The organism is Rhizobium sp. 25PS6 (assembly GCF_032464655.1).
Lineage (GTDB): Bacteria > Pseudomonadota > Alphaproteobacteria > Rhizobiales > Rhizobiaceae > Rhizobium > Rhizobium laguerreae.
On record NZ_JAWDIV010000002.1, the window covers coordinates 1 to 18,998 of the forward strand.

Consider the following 18,998-nt stretch of genomic DNA (forward strand, 5'->3'; position numbering starts at 1 on the left):
GGGAAAATTGCCGCGGTGACGCTCGAGATCGGCAAAAACGCGGTAACGGCCCTCGGTATGAAGCCCGTCCAGCTCGTTTTTGAAAAACGCTTCGAAATCCATCATATGCTCCAGTATCGCGCGGATGTTCTTGATGACCGGACGTCCGCGCGTCAACCCTTGCACTTTGCTTTAACATCAACTGCGGCAAAATGCGCAGAGTTTTGAATGATTCCAGATAAAGAATATGCGAGCCGCGATCAACGAAATTGATGTGGCAAGCATAATGGAAATTCGCGAAACCGCGAAGCTGGCGACAACATCCTGTATCGAAAAAAATCAGCGCAGCGGTGGACAACCCTTTCTTCCGACATAGTTTTCGGTCTAGCCTGACAAAAAACAAAAAGGGACGGCCTTTGCCCGTTGGGCAACAACCTCGGAGAGAAAAAATGAAGAAAGTTGTCATACTCGCATTGATCGGCCTGTCGATCGCAAGCTGCACACCGACGCAGCAGGGCGCCGGCATCGGCGCTGCATCAGGTGCCGTCATCGGCGGCGCAGTCACCGGCAACGTCCGTGGCGCGGCAGTCGGCGCCGCTATCGGCGGCGTGTCCGGCGCCCTCATCGGCAGCGTCGCCGAACAGCCCGGCCAGTGCTACTATCGCGATCGTTACGGCCGCCGCTACATCGATACCTGCCCGCGCTGAGAACGTTCAGGAACCGGCAGATTCAGGAAATCCCGGACACAGTTCCGGGATTTTTTGTGCTAAATTAGTGCGTTGGCAATTTAAAATGGTACACCCCGCGCGATTTTGTCGCTAAGCTGTTCACGGCTGGGCAACGAAGCTTCATAGTAGGCGTAACCAAAAGCGGCGGATGCGGATTAGAGGGACAGGTCCGAAAACAGGTACTGCGTATCGGCGAACAGGCACCATGATGGTGGTCGCAGCGGCAGCTGCGTTCTCACCGGTCCTGATCGGCGACGCTTACGCCTTCAAGCTTTTCGGCATCACCATTTTCGGCAAAGAGGAAGACGAAGGCGAACAGGTGCCCGATCCGGTGCGCTATCAGGTCGACCTCAAAGCCGATACCGCCGATCCCGACCTCAAAGAAGCGCTGGAAAACAGTTCCCGTCTCGTCAGCGACCAGAAGCTGCCGGTTTCCGGCGATCTCGGCATCGTCGTCAAGGCGCGCGACGACCGTGAGCGGCTGATCGCCACTCTGTATGAAAAGGCCCGTTATGGCGGCCTGGTGACGATCACCATCGACGGCAAGAATATCGACGACCTGCCACCCAATCCGACATTCGACCGGTCAGGGCCGATCCCCGTCACCGTCGACATTGCTCCCGGCCCTGTTTTCAAGGTCAGGGAGGTCCAGTTCGGCGGCGATGCCGCAAACCATAATCCCGCCGATTACGATCTCGCCCCGGGCGCTGAGGCCGGCTCGCTCGCCATCATCAAGGCCGGCGACAGAATAGTCGAACAATTGAAGAGCGAGGGCCGGCCCTTCGCGAAGTTGACCGAACGCAAGGTCGTTGCCGATCACAACAGCGATACCGTCGATATCGTCCTTGCTGCCGAGGGCGGTCCCGTCGCCCCGATCGGCGATGTCGGCGTCACCGGCGAAAAGACCGTCAAGCCGGCTTTCATCCAGCGTTATTCCCGGCTGAACAAGGGCGAGGCCTATTCCCCGGAAACGCTGAAGAAGGCCGGCGAGCGCCTTCGCGCCCTCGGCGTCTTTTCGAGTGTCACCATCCACGAAGGCGATGCGCTGGCATCCGATGGCACGCTGCCGATGACGATCGAGGTTTCCGAAGGCAAGAGGCGCTACTTCGGCGTCGGCGCGCAATATTCCACCACCGACGGCTTCGGTGTCCAGGGCTATTGGGGCCACCGCAATCTTTTTGGCGAAGCCGAAACGCTGAGGATCGAGGGAGCGGTCTCCAGGCTTGGCGAAACGACGGATGTCGGCAGCCTCGACTATTCCGCCGGCATTCTCTTCACCAAGCCCGGCGCCTTCTTCCCCGCCGCCACCCTGAAGGCCGGCATCGTCGCCAAGACCGAAAATCCGGATGCCTATAACGCGACGCTCGTCACCGCCTCGCTCGGCCTTTCCTACGAACTGACCGATCAGGACACCGTCTCAGCGAGCGGCGAGGTCAGCTGGGAGCGCGATGACGACGCCTTCGGCACGAACGACTATCTGACTTTCACGTTGCCGATCCAATATGATCGCGACGCACGCGACGACAAGTTCAATCCGACGGAGGGCTACCGCGCGACGCTCTCGGCAAAGCCTGGCTACGAAATTTTCAACGCCACGCCCTATGCGGCATTCGAGGGCTCGATCTCCGGCTACCTGCCGTTCGGCCAGGAAGACGGTGTGGTGCTTGCCGGCAAGGTTGCAGCCGGCGTCCTGATCGGCGGCGATAGCATTGGGGATATCCCCGCCACCCAGCGCTTCTTTGCCGGCGGCGGCGGCTCCGTGCGCGGATATAGCTATCAGGAAATCTCGCCCTATAACGACAACGGAGACCCCACCGGCGGCCGCTCCTATGTGACCGGTTCGCTGGAGGCCCGCATCAAGATCACCGATACGATCGGCATCGTGCCCTTCATCGATGTCGGCACCGTATCGGACAGCACCTTTCCGGGTTTTTCCGATATCCGCGCCGGCGCCGGCGCCGGAATACGATATGCAACGCCTTTCGGCCCGCTGCGGCTTGATTTTGCCATGCCGCTGAACAAGTACGAAGATGGCACAGATTATGGAATCTACGCCGGCATCGGCCAATCCTTCTAGGATTGCCGATTCTGCTCGTGTTTTCCGATCTGTGAGCCGTCATGAAAACGGGGTAGTGTCCGCGCCGATGCAAACGCTGACAAAAATCGTCAACTGGATCGTACGGCTCACCGGCTATGTCGTCGGCGCCACGTTGATTCTCGCGGTCGTAGCACTGGCGATCTTCGGCTTCACCAGTTTTGGCGCCCGCATCGTCACCGAAAGGATAGCCTCCACGCTGTCCAATCGCGACATGACGATCGAGGTTCGCGAACCGCAAGGCCTTTTGACCGGCGGGCTTCGCGCCGCCCAGATCTCCATCTCCGACACCAGGGGCGTCTTTGCGGAAATTCATGGCGTCGCGATCGACTGGAATCCGCTTGCGCTGCTGACCGGAACCTTCCATGCCAAACGCTTCGAGATCGAAGCGATCAACGTGCTGCGCAAGCCGGTACGCACCCTGCCCTCGCGGCCCCAAGCTGAAAATTCCGGCGGATTCAGCCTTCCGATCAAAGTCGATGTAGACCGCATCGCGCTGCCCGATATCAAACTTGCCGCACCGCTTGCCGGTCGCGCCTTTGCGCTCGCCGCCGAAGGCAGCCTTTCGGCGAACGGCGATGGCGGCGAGGCCGTCGTCAATGTCAGCCGTCACGCGGTTCCGGATGCGCGGCTTGCCGCCGACATCGCTTTTGCGCCAGCCGAAAACCGGCTGCGGCTGAAGGCACAGCTTTCCGAGCCGAAGGGCGGACTGCTGGCGGGCTTTCTCGGCCTCCCGGACAGCCCGGCCGTCAACATCGATCTCGATGGCCAGGGGCCGATATCCGATTGGAAAGGCAAATTGCAGGCTGCCCTCGACGGGCAGCCGCGCGCCGCAATCGAAGCCCGGCATCAGATTACGGAAGACGGGCTGCACCACCTCGATCTCAAAGGCGGCGGTGACCTGAGCTCGCTGCTTCCATCGGCATTCCGGCCGCTTTTTGCCGGCCAGACCAATATCGATCTTGCCACCACCTTCGACAATCACGGCAAGATCGATATCCAGACCGGCAATATCGCCACCGGCAGCGTGGTGATCGCCGCCTCGGGCACCCTCGATCCGGCCGGCAACAACAGCCTGAACGCCAATCTGCTCGGCACGTCGGGGCCTGTCGATTTCCGCTGGCCACTCGCCGAAGGCGAAGCGCGCTTCCTTATATCAGGCCTCAACCTGGCGCTCACAGGCGATGCGCAAGCCGCCCGACTGAACGTCAGCGGCTCGCTCGACACCGCAACCCTGCCGCAGACCAATATCGGCAATATCAAGCTGACCGCAAAGAGCGACGCCTTCAATCTCGCCGCCCGTTCCGGCAGCGTCCAGCTGCGCCTCGTTGCCGGCGACGCGACCTTCTCCGACCCGAACCTCAATCGCGCAGTCCAAGGCCCGGTCACGATCGCTTCGCCCTTGCAGATCTCGCCCTCCGGCATCGGCTTCAACGGCACCACCGTCGAAAGCGCCAATATCAACGGCGGCCTCAACGGCTCCTATCGGCTGACAGACCAAGCGCTGACCGGCAACCTCAAGCTCACCATCAACCCGGCAGCCCTGCCGGCTGCGGCAACAGACAGGTTCGACGCGCCGATCTCGCTCGAGAGCCAGGTGGTCGGCACCATCCCGTCGAAATTCGCGCTGTCCAACCTCGTCCTGAAGTCCGGCACGCTCGAAGCCGCCGGCAACGTCGCACTCGACGGCGGGATCTTGAACGCAGATCTCTCCGGCCGGTTGCCTGACATCGGCAAGCTCATCCCCGGGGCCAGCGGCGGGGCGGGTTATGCGTTGAGAGTGGGAGGTGAGCTCCCGGCAATCTCCGTCACGGCCAATCTCAAGGCGCCCAGCCTTGAAATGGCCGATCGCGTGCTCGGCAACCTCAATATCGACCTGTCGGGTCTCGCCGATCCCAAGGCCCCGCAGGGCAGGATCGCCGCCACCGGCACGATCGACGGCCAGCCGATCGGCATCAACGGCGACATCCGCTCGCAGGACGGCAAGACGAGCATTCCGGCGCTGACCGCCGACATCGGTGGCAACCGGCTGACCGGCAATGTGGAATTCTCGTCCTCCCTTGAGCCGACAGGCGCGCTGACCTTCGATTTCCCCAATATCGGCCTGCTCGCCGCACTCGGCGGACAGAAGGCCGAAGGCGATCTCAAAGGGTCGCTCGGCGTCAGCAGCGATGGCGGCAGGATTGCGCTCAAGCTGCTTGCGACCGGCGCCTCGATCCGCCGTGATACGCTTGTTATCGTTAAGCCGGATATCGATGTCACGGTCAGCGATCTCAAAGCCCTTGCGGCAAACGGCACGGTCAAGGCCGAGGAGGTGAGTGCCGGAACGAACAGGCTCGCTGGCCTTTCGCTCGATTTTACCAAGCAGCAAGACCATACCGATTTCGATCTCGATGCTGCCTATGACGGCAATCCCGTGCTGGCCGCCGGCAATATCGAAGCGGCCGGCGGCACGATGCACCTGAACCTTGATCGCTTCTCGGCAAGCCCCCGCAATATCCCGATCGAGCTTGCCGCACCGACGCAGGTCGCCATCGGCGGCGGTGCCGCCAGCATGAACGGACTGACGCTGAAGACCGGCACCGGTTCGGTGACCGTCACCGGTTCCGCCGGCGAAACGCTGAAGATCGATGCAGACATCCGCGAGCTGCCGGCAGCGCTTGCCAACGGTTTCGTGCCGAACCTGTCAGCCGGCGGCACGATCTCCGGAACCATTGCCGTGACCGGAACGCCGGCAGCACCCGTCGCCGACTTCAAGCTCGACTGGAAAGATGCGACGACGGGCCAGACGAAGGGGGCGGGTCTGGCACCGCTCGGCATCACCGCCGGCGGCAAATTCGCCGACAACAAGCTCGATTTCGACACGACGGTCGGCAGCAATGACGGTCTGTCGCTGAAAGCCGCCGGCAATGTCGCGCTCGCCGACCCGAAGGCGCCGGTGCTTGATGTCCACGCCGATATCCTCAATCTGCCTGCCCGCATCGCCAACGGTTTCGTTCCCGATCTTGCCGCCGAAGGCACGATTACGGGAAAACTGGCGGCCTCCGGCTCCCTCGCCAATCCCACCGCAAATTTCGATCTCGACTGGAAAAGTGCGGCGACGAGCCAGACGAAGCGTGCCGGCCTTGCGGATCTTGGCCTCAAGGCATCCGGCAAATTCGCCGACAACAAGCTCGATTTCGACACGGTGATCGGCGGCGCCAACAACCTCTCGCTGATAGCAAACGGCAATGTCGCCATCACGGGCACGACGCTCGGCAACGTCACGGTCGACGCCGCACTGGCGAATGTTCCGGCAAATATCGCAAACAGCTTCGTCGCCGATCTCGCCGCCGAAGGCGCGATCTCCGGAAAGATCTCGGCCGCCGGGTCGCTTTCCGCACCCACTGCCGATTTCGATCTCAATTGGAAAGATGCTGCGACGAGCCACACGAAACGTGCCGGCCTTGCCGCGCTCGGCGTGACTGCATCAGGAAAACTTGCGGATAACAAGCTCGATTTCGACACGGGGATCGTCGGCGCCAACAGCCTCTCGCTGACAGCAAACGGCAATGTCGCCATCACGGGCACGACAATCGGCAACGTCAAGGTCGATGCGACGCTGGCAAACATCCCGGCAAACATTGCAAACAGCTTCGTCGCCGATCTCGCCGCCGAAGGCGCGATCTCCGGAAAGATCTCGGCCGCCGGGTCGCTTTCCGCCCCCGCCGCCGATTTCGATCTCAATTGGAAAGATGCTGCGACGAGCCACACGAAACGTGCCGGCCTTACCGCGCTCGGCGTGACCGCGTCGGGTAAATTTGCCGAAAACAAGCTTGATTTCAACGCGGTAGTCAACGGCGACAAAGACCTCTCGCTGAAGGCCATTGGCAATGTCGCATTGGCCGGTACGGCAATCGATAGCATCAAGGTCGATGCCGAGATCGCCAAGCTTCCAGCAAGTCTCGCAAATGCCTTCGTTCCCGATCTGGCCGCCGGCGGCACGATATCCGGCACTGTGTCCGCCGCCGGAACACCCGCCGCACCGAAAGCCGACTTCAAGCTCGACTGGACGGATGCTGCGACCAGCCAGACCAGAAGCGCTCATCTCTCGGGCCTGGCGCTTGCCGCATCCGGACGCTTTGCCGACAACCGGCTCGATTTCGATGCCAATCTCGGCGGCCAGGGCGGTCTCTCGCTGAAGGCCGCCGGCAACGTTGCGATTTCAGGCACGTCGGTTCGAAACCTTGACGTCAAGGCCGATCTTGCCAACCTGCCTGCAGGCCTCGCCAACAGCTTCGTCCCGGGTCTTGCCGCCGAAGGCACCGTCTCGGGAACGGCATCCGCTTCTGGCTCGCTTCCGAAGCCGGCGGTCGATTTCAAGCTCGACTGGAAGAACGCCGCGACCGCCCAGACCAAGAGCAGCGGCCTTTCTGGCCTGAGTGCTGCGGCTTCCGGCAAGTTTGTCAATGACAGGGTCGATTTCGACGCCAATCTCGCCGGCAAGGACGGCGTGTTGGCCAAGGCGACGGGTGGCGTGACGATCGCGAGAACGACCATCCGGGACCTTTCGATCAATGCCGATATTCCGGCGCTGCCGGCAAATATCGCAAATGCTTTCGTTCCTGGTCTCGGCGCCGAAGGCACGCTTTCGGCAAACGCCGTGACGTCGGGAACCCCGGCAAATCCGATCGTCGATTTCAAGCTCGACTGGAAGGATGCCGCGACCAGCCACACCAAGGCTGCCGGCCTGGCCCGCCTCACGCTGGCGGCGACCGGGAAATACGCCGGTGACAGGCTGGATTTCGATGCCGACCTCAGCGGCAGCGGCGGCATTTCGCTGAAAGCCGCCGGTAATCTTTCCATCGCAGGCACAACGATCCGATCGATCGACGTCACGGCGAACGCCGCCAATGTTCCGGCTGCCATCGCCAACGGCTTTGTTCCGGGTATCGGAGCCGACGGCACGATCTCCGCGACGGCCAAAGCGACTGGCGCGCTGTCCTCACCCGTCGTCGACTTCAAGGTCGACTGGAGGAACGCCGCGACGAGCCAGACGAAAGGCGCCGGTCTTTCGCCACTCAGCATCGGAGCATCGGGCAAGCTTGCCGGCAACAGGCTGACGGTCGACACCAGCCTTGCCGGTGACGCCGGCATGTCGCTGAAGGGCGGCGGTAGCGTGGTGATATCAGGTAACCGCGCCATCGACATGCGCTTCAATGGCAATGTTCCCTTCGCCGTGCTTGGCGCCCCGCTCGCACAGCAAGGCTTCGTCGCCGATGGCGTCGCCAACGTCAATCTTGAGATTGGCGGAACGGCCGCGGCACCCGTCATCAATGGCACTGTCTCGACCAATGGCGCAAAGCTGGTCGATGTCCGGCGCAATCTGGCCGTCAATAATCTGACGGCGACCGTGACCTTCAATGGCAACCAGGCCGTGATATCGCGCCTCAGCGGCAGCCTTGGCGGCGGCGGTACGATTTCCGTGAGCGGCACCATCGGCATTCAGCCGGCCGGAGGCTTTCCCGCCGACATTTCGATCAAACTCGACAGGGCGGTCTATGTCGATGGAACCCTTGTCGTCTCCACCGTCAACGGCACACTCGGCCTGCGCGGTCCGATCACCAATGCAACGCTGAGCGGCAAGCTGCGGCTGGACAAGACCTCGATCACAGTCCCGGAAAAACTGCCGACCTCGCTGAGAGAAATCGACATCCGCCATAAGAATGCGCCGCGCGCTGTGCTTGCGCAGTTGCGCGATGACGGCGAGCGTAAACCCGGCGAGAAATCCTCGGTGATCACGCTGGATCTCGAAATCGACGCGCCCTCGCATATCTTCGTGCGCGGCCGTGGCATCGATGCCGAGCTTGGCGGCCTTGTAACGATCCGCGGTACGGCGGCAGCGCCCATCGTCACCGGCGGGTTCACCATGCGCCGCGGCCGCCTGACCATTCTGAACCGCCGCCTCGATTTCTCCGACAAGAGCAGGATAACCTTTGTCGGCGATTTGACGCCAGCGCTTGATATGGAAGCGACCTCGTCCTCCGGCACGACGACGCTGACCGTCGACGTCGCGGGCCTCGCCACCGATCCCGCGATTACTTTCTCTTCCTCGCCCGAACTGCCTCAAGACGAGGTGCTGGCGCAGCTGATCTTCGGCCAGTCGATGTCGAAGCTCTCGCCGGTGCAGATCGCCCAGCTCGCCGACGCCGTCAGTCAGCTGGCCGGCAACCGCTCGACATCGCTTTTCGAAGGCCTGCGCAACCAGCTTGGCGTCGACGATTTCGACGTCAGCACCGATTCCAAGGGCCAGACGAGCGTCAGCGTCGGCCGCTATCTCAACGACCGCACCTATTTCGAATTGCAGCAGGGTGGTTCGGCCGGCGCCAAGGCGGTGATCAACCTCGATGTCGGCCGCGGCGTCAAGCTGCGCGGAGGGGCCGGTGGCAACGGTGAGGGCGAAGCCGGCATTGTCTACGAACGGGAATACTGACGCATTTCGCCCGAAGCTGTGCAGCAGTTTGCGGACAACATGCACATGCTTTAAGCCGGTTTAGAAACCGGTTTTGCTGGTCTTGAGAAGGATGTTGGTCTCGGTCGAATTGATGCCGTTGATCAGCCGGATGCGGCGTAGCGTCTCATCGAAGGCGGCAAGGTCGCGGTCCTCGAGTTCGGCGACGAAATCCCATTTGCCGTTGGTGCTGTGAAGCGCGCGGACCTGCGGCAGGCCCCTCAACTGATCGGCCACCCTGTCTGCGAGCTTGCCGAGCACCTCGATCATCACGATGGCGCGCACGCCGGCGGAGCGCGTCTCATGGCCGGTGCGGATAGTGAAGCCGACGATGGTGCCGCTGGCCACCAGCCGGTCGATACGGGTGGCAACTGTTGCCCGCGATGCGCCGGTCATCGCTGCAAGCGAGGAGACGGAAATCCGGGCGTTATGGCGAAGTGCACTCAAAAGTTCGGTGTCGAGATCGTCCACGCTGATCACTTTGTCAAAAGTGGTTTATCAATCTGCGCAATCATAGTCTATTTCTGACACTTTTCCATCTTTTTGCCGCCAGCCCTTTATCCCACTATCGGTCGAAACAGGCCTCAACACGGAGCCCTCCAAAATGAATGCGCAATCGCGATCTGTCACCCTCATCGGCGCGCCGCTGGAAGAAGGCTCCGGCCGCAGGGGGGCTGCCATGGGCCCTGCGGCCCTGCGCATTGCCGGCGTCGACCAGACGCTGATCGAGCTTGGCCATGACGTCGCCGATATCGGCGATCTCAGGATCGTGCCGGCGATGGACCTGCCGAACCACCCGAAGGCCCACAATCTGAGGATCGTCGGCGCCTTCACGCGCGCCCTCGAAAGCAGCGTCCACGACGTCGCCGCCTCCGGCCGTTTCCCGCTGATTCTCGGCGGTGACCACAGCCTTTCCATGGGCAGCGTCTCCGGCATGGCGCGGTATGCCGCCAGCAAAGATCGCCCGCTCTTCGTGCTCTGGCTCGATGCCCATGCCGATTTCAACTCTCCGGGCACGTCGCCCTCCGGCAACATCCACGGCATGCCGGTCGCCTTCTTCTGCGGCGAGGCTGAGTTCGCCGAGATCCTGCCGAAGGACCGTCCGTTCGTCGATCCGAAGAATGTCTTCCAGGTCGGCATCCGTTCTGTCGATGCGCGCGAGCGTGAGGAAATCCACGAACACGGCGTCAACGTCTTCGACATGCGCGCGATCGACGAGCAGGGCATCGGCGCCATCATGCGTGAGATCCTCGATGTCGTCACCAAGGCGAACGGCCTGCTGCATGTCAGCCTCGACCTCGATTTCCTCGATCCCGAGATTGCCCCCGGCGTCGGCACGACGGTGCCTGGCGGTGCGACCTTTCGCGAGGCGCATCTGGTCATGGAAATGCTTTCGGACAGCGGCCTCGTCTCGTCGCTCGATCTCGTCGAGCTCAATCCGTTTCTAGACGATCGCGGCAAGAGCGCCCGCATCCTGGTGGAGCTGACGGCAAGCCTGTTCGGTCGCCGCATCTTCGATCGTCCAACACGCGCCGCATAGAGGGCACGCGCCGCATAAAACGCACAGAGGGAGAACGACCATGAACACTTCGGAAAAACTGATCGCCACGGAACAACGGCTCGGCGCCCATAACTACAAGCCGCTCGACGTGGTGCTGACGCGCGGCGAAGGTGTTTATGTCTGGGATACCGACGGCAACCGATATCTCGATTGCCTCTCGGCCTATTCCGCCGTCAACCAGGGCCACTGCCATCCGAAAATCCTCGCCGCCATGGTCGAACAGGCAGGCAGGCTGACGCTCACCTCCCGCGCCTTCCGCAACGATCAGCTCGCCTATCTCTACGAAGAGCTCGCGGCTCTCACCGGCTCGCATAAGATCCTGCCGATGAATTCCGGCGCCGAAGCGGTGGAGACCGCCATCAAGGCGGTGCGCAAATGGGGTTACGAGGTCAAGGGCGTGCCGGAGGGCAAGGCGGAGATCATCGTCTGCGCCGATAATTTCCATGGCCGGACGCTGAGCATCATCAGCTTCTCGACAGATCCCGATGCCCGCAGCGGCTTCGGCCCCTACACGTCAGGTTTCCGTATCATTCCCTTCGGCGATGCCGAGGCTTTCGCCGCTGCAATCAATGCCAATACCGTGGCCGCCCTGATCGAACCGATCCAGGGGGAAGCCGGTGTCGTCATCCCGCCGGCAGGTTATTTCACCCGCATCCGCGAGCTTTGCACGGCAAACAACGTCACCCTCATCCTCGACGAAATCCAGACCGGCCTCGGCCGTACCGGCAAACTGCTGGCCGAGGAGCATGAAGGCATCGAGGCCGACGTGACGCTGATCGGCAAGGCGCTGTCCGGCGGCTTCTATCCCGTGTCGGCCGTGCTTTCGAATTCCGAAGTTCTGGGCGTGCTGAAGCCCGGCCAGCACGGCTCGACCTTCGGCGGCAATCCACTCGCCTGCGCGGTGGCGCGCGCAGCGCTCAAGGTGCTGACGGAAGAGGGCATGATCGAGAACGCCGCTGTTATGGGCGACTACTTCATCGAAGGCCTCAAGTCGATCCGCTCGAACATCGTCAGGGACGTGCGCGGCCGTGGCCTGATGATGGCCATCGAGCTGGAACCCGAAGCCGGCGGCGCACGGCAATATTGCCATGCGCTGAAGGAGCGCGGCCTTCTCGCCAAGGACACCCACGAGCACACGATTCGCCTTGCTCCACCACTGGTCATCACCAAGGAGCAGGTGGATTGGGCGGTTTCGCAGATTGAAAAGACGATAGGCTGAGTAAATCGGCGCAATTCTTCTTCACGATCTCGAAGAAGCCTGGAAGATCCTGAATGCCAGCGATCGGCTGAAAGAGCTCGACAGCAAAACCGCCTGGTTTTCATCAGAGATTAAAAACCTTGGCGATCTCGTCGCCCAATTTAGATTTGGGCAACACTCTTTCGCTAAAGTCATCGATAACCGTAACGATGCTTCGCCGAGCGCAAAGCCATCGCGTGGTATGAAGGCAAAGCTTGTCCGCGCCAATGGTGGCGCATCCGCTTCTGCCCTGGCTTCGACAGTTGGGAAGAATTCTAATGGCCACGATCAATTCGACTAACTTCAGCGGCGATACGCTCGAAATTATTGCCTTCCGCCTGCATGATCAGGAATTCTGCGTCAAGACCACGACCATCCGCGAAATCCGCGGCTGGGCGCCGTCGACGCCGATCCCGCATGCACCGGCCGATGTCATCGGTGTCATGAACCTGCGCGGCTCGGTGATCCCGATCATCGATCTTGCTTTCAAGCTCGGCATGAAGAGCACGGTCGCCAACGAGCGCAGCGCCATTGTCGTCGCCGAAGTTCACAGCATGGTCATTGGCATGCTGGTCGACCGTGTCTCGGATATCCTCACCATCTCCTCCAGCCAGGTCCAGCCGGTGCCTGAAGTGACCGCCTCCTTCGACCGCGCCTATTGCGAAGGCATCATCGCCTCGGAAAATGGCATGATCTGCTTCCTGAACCTCGCCAAGATGTTCAAGGAAAACGAAACGGACGAACTGGCCGCCTGATCCGGCCAATATGATCTGGACACTTGCACAATTCGGATATTCGAAAACCGCCCAGCAACGGGCGGTTTTTTATTGCGGAACAAGCAGCAGGCTGCAGGGAAACGGCAACCTCACTGGATTGGTTGTGCCGCCGCAAGGCGGCACTTTTGCTTATCCGAACAGCGCGAAGGTCGCCCTCAGCGTCACCCAGACACCCCACAGCAGCGGAATGCCGACGACGGCCCAGGCAAGCATCGCCTTGGCGTCCAGCCCGCCTGTACCGATGCCGAAGGAACCGGTCGGCCCGGCATTGACAGCGGCCGACTTCGCCTGCAGCGCAGCGACCTCGTCATCCGACATGAACCATTTGTCCGAAAGCGGCCTGATCAGCGCATTGGCGATGAGCCCCAGCGCCAGCATGCCGGCGAGGATATACATGGTGCCGGTATAGAGGGTTGGCCCGGGCGCAACGCCGGCGGCGATCTGCGCTTCGCGGATATAGTTGACGACGACGGGACCGACGATGCCCGCCGTTGCCCAGGCCGTCAGCAGCCGGCCGTGGATGGCGCCGACGAACTGCGTACCGAAAATATCGGCAAGATAGGCCGGGATCGTCGCGAAGCCGCCGCCGTACATCGACAGGATGATGCCGAAGGAGAGAACGAACAGCGCCTTGTTGCCCATGCCTGCGAAAGTGGGCGCCAGCGCATAGAGCACGATGCCGAGGACGAAGAAGCAATAATAGGTATTCTTGCGGCCGATCTTGTCGGACAGCGACGCCCAGAAGAACCGTCCACCGATGTTGAAGAGCGACAGCAAGCCGGCGAAACCGGCGGCGATCGTGGCGATCGATGCCTTCTGCCCGGCGTCGAGCTGGGCGAAGCCGACATCCGGCAGGCCGATCAGCGAGCCGGCGAAGATCTCCTGCAGCATCGGCGAGGCCATGCCGAGAACGCCGATACCGGCCGACACGTTGAGGCAAAGCACCGCCCAGATCAGCCAGAACTGTTTTGTCCTGTGGGCATTGCGCAGGTGCACATGTTTGGTGGTGATCATCGTGCTCTTGGCTGCAGGCGGCGTCCAACCCTCGGGACGCCAGCCGGCCGGCGGAATGCGATAGCCGAAGGCGCCGCCCATCATGAAGACGAAATAGATCACCGCCATGACGATGAAGGTCTGCCAGACGCCGACCGAACTGTCGGTCTTGAAGGTATTCATCAACAGGTTGGCCAATGGGGCGCCGATCATCGCACCGCCGCCGAAGCCCATGATCGCCATCCCGGTCGCCATGCCGCGCCGGTCGGGGAACCATTTGATCAGTGTCGAGACCGGCGAGATGTAACCGAGGCCGAGACCGATGCCGCCGATGACGCCGGCGCCGAGCCACATCATCCAGAGCTGATGCGTGATGACGCCGATCGCGGCAAGAATGATGCCGCCGCACCAGCAGCAGGCGGAAACGACGCCCGCCTTGCGCGGACCGGCCCGCTCGAGCCAGCCGCCCCAGATGGCGGCGGACGAACCAAGCAGAACGAAGAACAGCGTATAGATCCAGCCGAGGTCGGCAACGCGCCAGTCGCAAGTCGTGGTGAACAGCGCCGAGGCGAGTGTCAGGTCGGGGCAAGCCGTCGAGGCCGTGATCCCGAGCGACTTGGAAAGCGGTAGCCAGAAGACGCTGAAACCATAGGCCATGCCGATGCAGAGATGAATGGCGAGCGCTGCCGGCGGCACCAGCCACCGATTGAACCCCGGCCTTGCGACGATCCTTTCACGATCGAGCAGGCCGCCCCCCGCCAACGCCCCGTCTGTACGTGTTCCCGCTGCTGTCATGAACAACTCCTCCCTGATTCAGACCTGGCTTAATTCAGACTTAGTGTGACCGGCATACGCAGGCAGCTTGCTCCTGCCTCCCCTCCCGCATGGGCCCAATGCTGGCTATGGGACCTGGTGTGTCACCGGCTCCGGTTTTCGGATCAGAGGAACGGCCTGAAGCACGAGTGCATCCAGGCCATTCTCCTCATTCTCCAGAATTTCGAACAATTGCCGCCGCATGCGCGGGTCCCAGAATTTATTGATATGGGTGGCGACCCCCTGCGCGGCCTCGCTTTGCGGCTGGCTCTTGAAGAAGGTGGCGATCTGGTTTGCCATATAGACGAGCTTGGTCTTGGTATCATGCGACATCGGCTATGCTTCCGGGCGAGATGCGGTGCGGGTGGGTGAAAATCTCGAAATCCTCGCCACGCACCAGCGCGACGAGCGTCATGCCGGCTTCTTCGGCCGTGCGGATGGCGAGAGCCGTCGGCGCCGATATGGCGATGAGCACAGGGCTGCCGAGGATCGCCGCCTTCTGCACCATCTCGACGGAGAGCCTACTGGTGACGACGACGGCGCCGTCCCCGCCTCTTTCACTGGCGCCGATGACGGCGCCACAGAGCTTGTCCAGCGCATTGTGCCGGCCGACATCTTCGCGCACGGCAATCAGCCCCCTGCCGGGAAGATAGAACCCGGCGCCATGCACCGCCCGCGTCTCACGATGCAGCGGCTGTGCCTCGTTCAGAAGCGAAATGGCCCGCACGATATCCGCATGCGACAGCGCCAACGGCGATGTCGAAACGTCAGGCACCGGCCGTACCGCCTGTTCGATCGATTCGATGCCGCAGAGCCCGCAACCGACCGGTCCCGCCATGCTGCGGCGTCGTGCCCGCAGCCGATCGGCGACGTCGTCGACCAGGCTCACCTGCACATCGATCCCTTGCTCGCCCTCAACCACCTCGATGCCTGATATCTCCGCCGGCCCGGCAATGATCCCTTCGGTCAGGCTGAAGCCGACGGCAAAATCCTCGAGATCCGCAGGCGTGGCCATCATCACCGCATGCGAACTGCCGCCATAGGAAAAGGCGATCGGCACCTCTTCCGGCACGATGCGCGAACCGGTCTGGAGGATGCCGTTGCGGCGGGTGGTCTCGGGAGCGTGCGCGGTGATCGTGAATTTTACCATGCGGCAATAGGATGAGAGGCATCCTCCTCCGCAGCTCGGCCTATCGGGAAGAGAACGTCAGCCGCTTGCGCCCTCTTCTCCCCAGCGGGGAGAAGTGCCGAGCAAAGCGAGGCGATGAGGGGGGCGAGCGACGGCAGGAGCGAGCGCACCGAGCGCAAACGAGGGGCAGCACCATATGCCGAACCGCCCTCCTCATCCGCCCTACGGGCACCTTCTCCCCGCTGGGGAGAAGAGGGAGCCTCGCCGACAATGCCAGACTGCCTCTCCACCATCACTCCGCAGCCTCGAGCTTGCCGGCGATGCGGCGCGATTGCCGCGCCTGCTCGTCATATTCCAGCTGCCATTCGCTCGGCCCGTTGGAGGGCGAGATCTGCACCGCCGTCACCTTGTATTCCGGGCAGTTCGTCGCCCAGTCGGAGAAATCGGTGGTAATGACGTTCGCCTGCGTCGTGGGATGATGGAAGGTCGTATAGACGACACCCGGCGCGACGCGATCGGTGATCAGCGCCCTGAGCGTGGTGTCGCCGGAACGGCTGCCGAGCTTCACCCAGTCGCCGTCGCGAACGCCGCGCTGCTCGGCATCATGCGGATGGATTTCCAGCCGATCTTCCGCATGCCAGACGACATTCTCGGTCCGCCGCGTCTGCGCCCCGACATTGTACTGGCTGAGGATGCGGCCGGTGGTTAGAAGCAGCGGGAAGCGCGGGCCGGTGCGCTCGTCGGTCGCCACATATTCGGTGCGGATGAACTTGCCCTTGCCGCGCACGAAGCCGTTGACATGCATGATCGGCGAGCCGAGCGGGTTCTTCTCGTTGCAGGGCCACTGCACCGAGCCCATTTTGTCGAGATAGTCGTAGGAGACCATCGCGAAACTCGGCGTCGTTGCGGCGATCTCGTCCATGATCTCCGACGGATGGGTGTAATTCCAGTCGAGCCCCATCGCCTGGGCAAGCTTCTGCGTCACTTCCCAGTCGCCATAGCCGTTGCGCGGCGACATCACCTTGCGCACGCGATTGATGCGGCGCTCCGCATTGGTGAAGGTGCCGTCCTTCTCGAGGAAGGTCGAGCCCGGCAGGAAGACATGAGCGTAATTGGCAGTCTCGTTGAGGAACAGGTCCTGCACGACGACGCATTCCATCGCCGCAAGCCCGGCCGCGACATGTTTGGTATCGGGATCGGACTGCAGGATGTCTTCACCCTGGATGTAAATGCCTTTGAAGGAGCCGTCGACTGCTGCATCCAGCATGTTCGGAATACGCAGGCCCGGCTCGTTGTTGAGCTTCACGCCCCAGAGCTTTTCGAAGATATCGCGCGTCGCATCGTCGGAAATGTGCCGGTAGCCCGGCAATTCGTGCGGGAACGAGCCCATGTCGCAGGAGCCCTGCACATTGTTCTGGCCGCGCAACGGGTTCACGCCGACGCCGGGACGGCCGATATTGCCGGTCGCCATCGCCAAATTGGCGATCGCGATGACCGTGGTCGAGCCCTGGCTGTGTTCGGTGACGCCGAGGCCATAATAGATCGCGCCATTGCCGCCCTTGGCATAGAGCCTTGCCGCGCCGCGCAGATCCGCCGCCGGCACGCCGGTGAAGATCTCGGTCTCTTCGGGACTGTGCTGCGGTTCGGCGACGAAGGCCGCCCAGTCCTCGAACTCCGACCAGTCGCAGCGCTCGCGGATGAACGCCTCGTCAAAGAGCCCTTCGGTGACGATCACATGCGCCAGCGCCGTCATGACCGCGACATTGGTACCGGGCTTCAACGGCAGGTGATAGGAGGCCTCGATATGCGGCGAGCGGACGATATCGGTGCGGCGCGGGTCGATGACGATGAGCTTGGCGCCCTGGCGCAGCCGCTTCTTCAGCCGCGAGCCGAACACCGGATGCCCATCGGTCGGATTGGCGCCGATGACGATGACGACGTCGGAATGCTCGACGCTGTCGAAATCCTGCGTGCCCGCCGACGTGCCGAAGGTCTGGCCGAGGCCGTAACCCGTCGGCGAATGGCAGACGCGGGCGCAGGTGTCGACATTGTTGTTGCCGAAGCCGGCGCGGATCAGCTTCTGCACCAGATACGTTTCCTCATTGGTGCAGCGCGACGAAGTGATGCCGCCAATCGCCTCGCGGCCGTATTGATACTGGATGCGGCGGAACTCCAGCGCCACATGCGCGAAAGCCTCGTCCCAGCTCACTTCCCGCCAGGGATCGCTGACCTTTTCGCGGATCATCGGATTGAGGATGCGGTCCTTGTGGGTGGAATAGCCATAGGCGAAACGGCCCTTGACGCAGGAATGGCCGCGATTGGCCTGACCGTCCTTCCACGGCACCATGCGCACCAGTTCCTCGCCCCGCATCTCCGCCTTGAAGGAACAGCCGACGCCGCAATAGGCGCAGGTGGTGACAGCCGAATGCTCGGGCTGGCCGATCTGGATCACCGACTTCTCCGTCAGCGTCGCGGTCGGGCAGGCCTGGACGCAGGCACCGCAGGAGACGCATTCGGAATCGATGAAATGCTCGTGCATGCCGGGCGAAACGCGCGAGCCGAAACCACGGCCCTCGATCGTCAGCGCGAAGGTTCCCTGCACTTCCTCGCAGGCGCGCACGCAGCGCGAACAGACGATACATTTCGAGGGATCATAGGTGAAATAGGGATTGGACTCGTCCTTCGGCATCCATTTCAGATTGATGTCGCCATTGCTGCGCGCCTTGACGTGGTTGTCGCCCTCATAGCCGTAACGTACATCGCGCAGGCCGACGGCGCCCGCCATGTCCTGCAATTCGCAATCGCCGTTGGCCGCGCAGGTGAGACAGTCGAGCGGATGGTCGGAGATATAGAGTTCCATCACGCCGCGGCGGATATCCTTCAATCGCCCCGTCTGCGTGTGCACCACCATGTTTGCCGCCACCGGCGTCGTGCAGGAGGAGGGCGTGCCGTTGCGGCCTTCGATCTCGACGAGGCAAAGCCGGCAGGAGCCGAAAGCGTCGACCATATCTGTGGCACAGAGCTTCGGCACCTTGATGCCGGCCTCCATCGAGGCGCGCATGATCGAGGTGCCCTCCGGCACGCTGATCTGCTGACCGTCGATGGTAAGCGTCACCATGGCCTCTGACTTCGAAGCGGGGGTGCCGTAGTCGATTTCATGGATGAGAGACATGATTGGTCTCCTTGCTTGAGATGGT

At 62.2% G+C, this 18,998-nt stretch carries 12 protein-coding genes; 7 read left to right on the plus strand and 5 right to left on the minus strand.

Annotated features, from left to right (window positions below):
* The 4 genes from RWK44_RS02650 to RWK44_RS02665 form a co-directional block, all read left to right on the plus strand.
* On the plus strand, positions 1-207 hold a 207-nt coding region (locus RWK44_RS02650; protein WP_316028427.1), incomplete at its 5' end, for a hypothetical protein.
* Positions 208-428: 221 nt separating this feature from the next.
* Positions 429-686 (plus strand): YMGG-like glycine zipper-containing protein, encoded by a 258-nt coding sequence (locus tag RWK44_RS02655; RefSeq protein ID WP_065281468.1) that lies wholly within the window; start codon positions 429-431, stop codon positions 684-686.
* Positions 687-855: 169 nt separating this feature from the next.
* On the plus strand, positions 856-2,784 hold the full coding sequence (locus RWK44_RS02660; RefSeq protein WP_183594563.1) for an autotransporter assembly complex protein TamA: 1,929 nt from the start codon (positions 856-858) through the stop codon (positions 2,782-2,784).
* A gap of 67 nt (positions 2,785-2,851) precedes the next feature.
* Positions 2,852-9,274 (plus strand): translocation/assembly module TamB domain-containing protein, encoded by a 6,423-nt coding sequence (locus tag RWK44_RS02665; RefSeq protein ID WP_316028333.1) that lies wholly within the window; start codon positions 2,852-2,854, stop codon positions 9,272-9,274.
* Between the two features lie 60 nt (positions 9,275-9,334).
* Here RWK44_RS02665 and RWK44_RS02670 read toward each other — a convergent pair whose 3' ends face one another.
* The gene (locus tag RWK44_RS02670; RefSeq protein WP_011653765.1) at positions 9,335-9,772 is read right to left on the minus strand and encodes an Lrp/AsnC family transcriptional regulator; all 438 of its coding nucleotides are present in this window, start codon (positions 9,770-9,772) and stop codon (positions 9,335-9,337) included.
* Between the two features lie 124 nt (positions 9,773-9,896).
* On the opposite strand from RWK44_RS02670, the gene rocF reads away from it, so the two are divergent.
* The 3 genes from rocF to RWK44_RS02685 all read left to right on the plus strand — a co-directional run bounded on the left by rocF (position 9,897) and on the right by RWK44_RS02685 (position 12,845).
* Positions 9,897-10,832 carry an arginase gene (gene rocF, locus RWK44_RS02675; RefSeq protein WP_316028334.1) on the plus strand — a complete coding sequence of 312 codons (936 nt, stop codon included), beginning with the start codon at positions 9,897-9,899 and terminating at the stop codon, positions 10,830-10,832.
* Between the two features lie 40 nt (positions 10,833-10,872).
* Positions 10,873-12,072, plus strand: a complete 1,200-nt coding sequence (gene rocD / locus RWK44_RS02680) for an ornithine--oxo-acid transaminase (protein ID WP_316028335.1) — start codon at positions 10,873-10,875, stop codon at positions 12,070-12,072.
* A gap of 296 nt (positions 12,073-12,368) precedes the next feature.
* Entirely contained in the window at positions 12,369-12,845 is a 477-nt protein-coding gene (locus RWK44_RS02685) for a chemotaxis protein CheW (RefSeq protein ID WP_003543427.1), read from the plus strand.
* A 150-nt stretch (positions 12,846-12,995) separates the two neighbouring features.
* On the opposite strand, the gene RWK44_RS02690 is transcribed toward RWK44_RS02685, so the two are convergent.
* The 4 genes from RWK44_RS02690 to fdhF form a co-directional block, all read right to left on the minus strand.
* Positions 12,996-14,654, minus strand: a complete 1,659-nt coding sequence (locus RWK44_RS02690; RefSeq protein ID WP_168283391.1) for an OFA family MFS transporter — start codon at positions 14,652-14,654, stop codon at positions 12,996-12,998.
* A gap of 105 nt (positions 14,655-14,759) precedes the next feature.
* Positions 14,760-15,005 carry a formate dehydrogenase subunit delta gene (locus tag RWK44_RS02695; RefSeq protein WP_012759231.1) on the minus strand — a complete coding sequence of 82 codons (246 nt, stop codon included), beginning with the start codon at positions 15,003-15,005 and terminating at the stop codon, positions 14,760-14,762.
* Positions 14,995-15,822, minus strand: a complete 828-nt coding sequence (gene fdhD / locus RWK44_RS02700) for a formate dehydrogenase accessory sulfurtransferase FdhD (RefSeq protein ID WP_168258482.1) — start codon at positions 15,820-15,822, stop codon at positions 14,995-14,997. The genes RWK44_RS02695 and fdhD overlap by 11 nt, the downstream gene beginning before the upstream one ends.
* Before the next feature lie 271 nt (positions 15,823-16,093).
* On the minus strand, positions 16,094-18,973 hold the full coding sequence (gene fdhF, locus RWK44_RS02705) for a formate dehydrogenase subunit alpha (RefSeq protein WP_132611270.1): 2,880 nt from the start codon (positions 18,971-18,973) through the stop codon (positions 16,094-16,096).
* Positions 18,974-18,998: the final 25 nt, after the last annotated feature.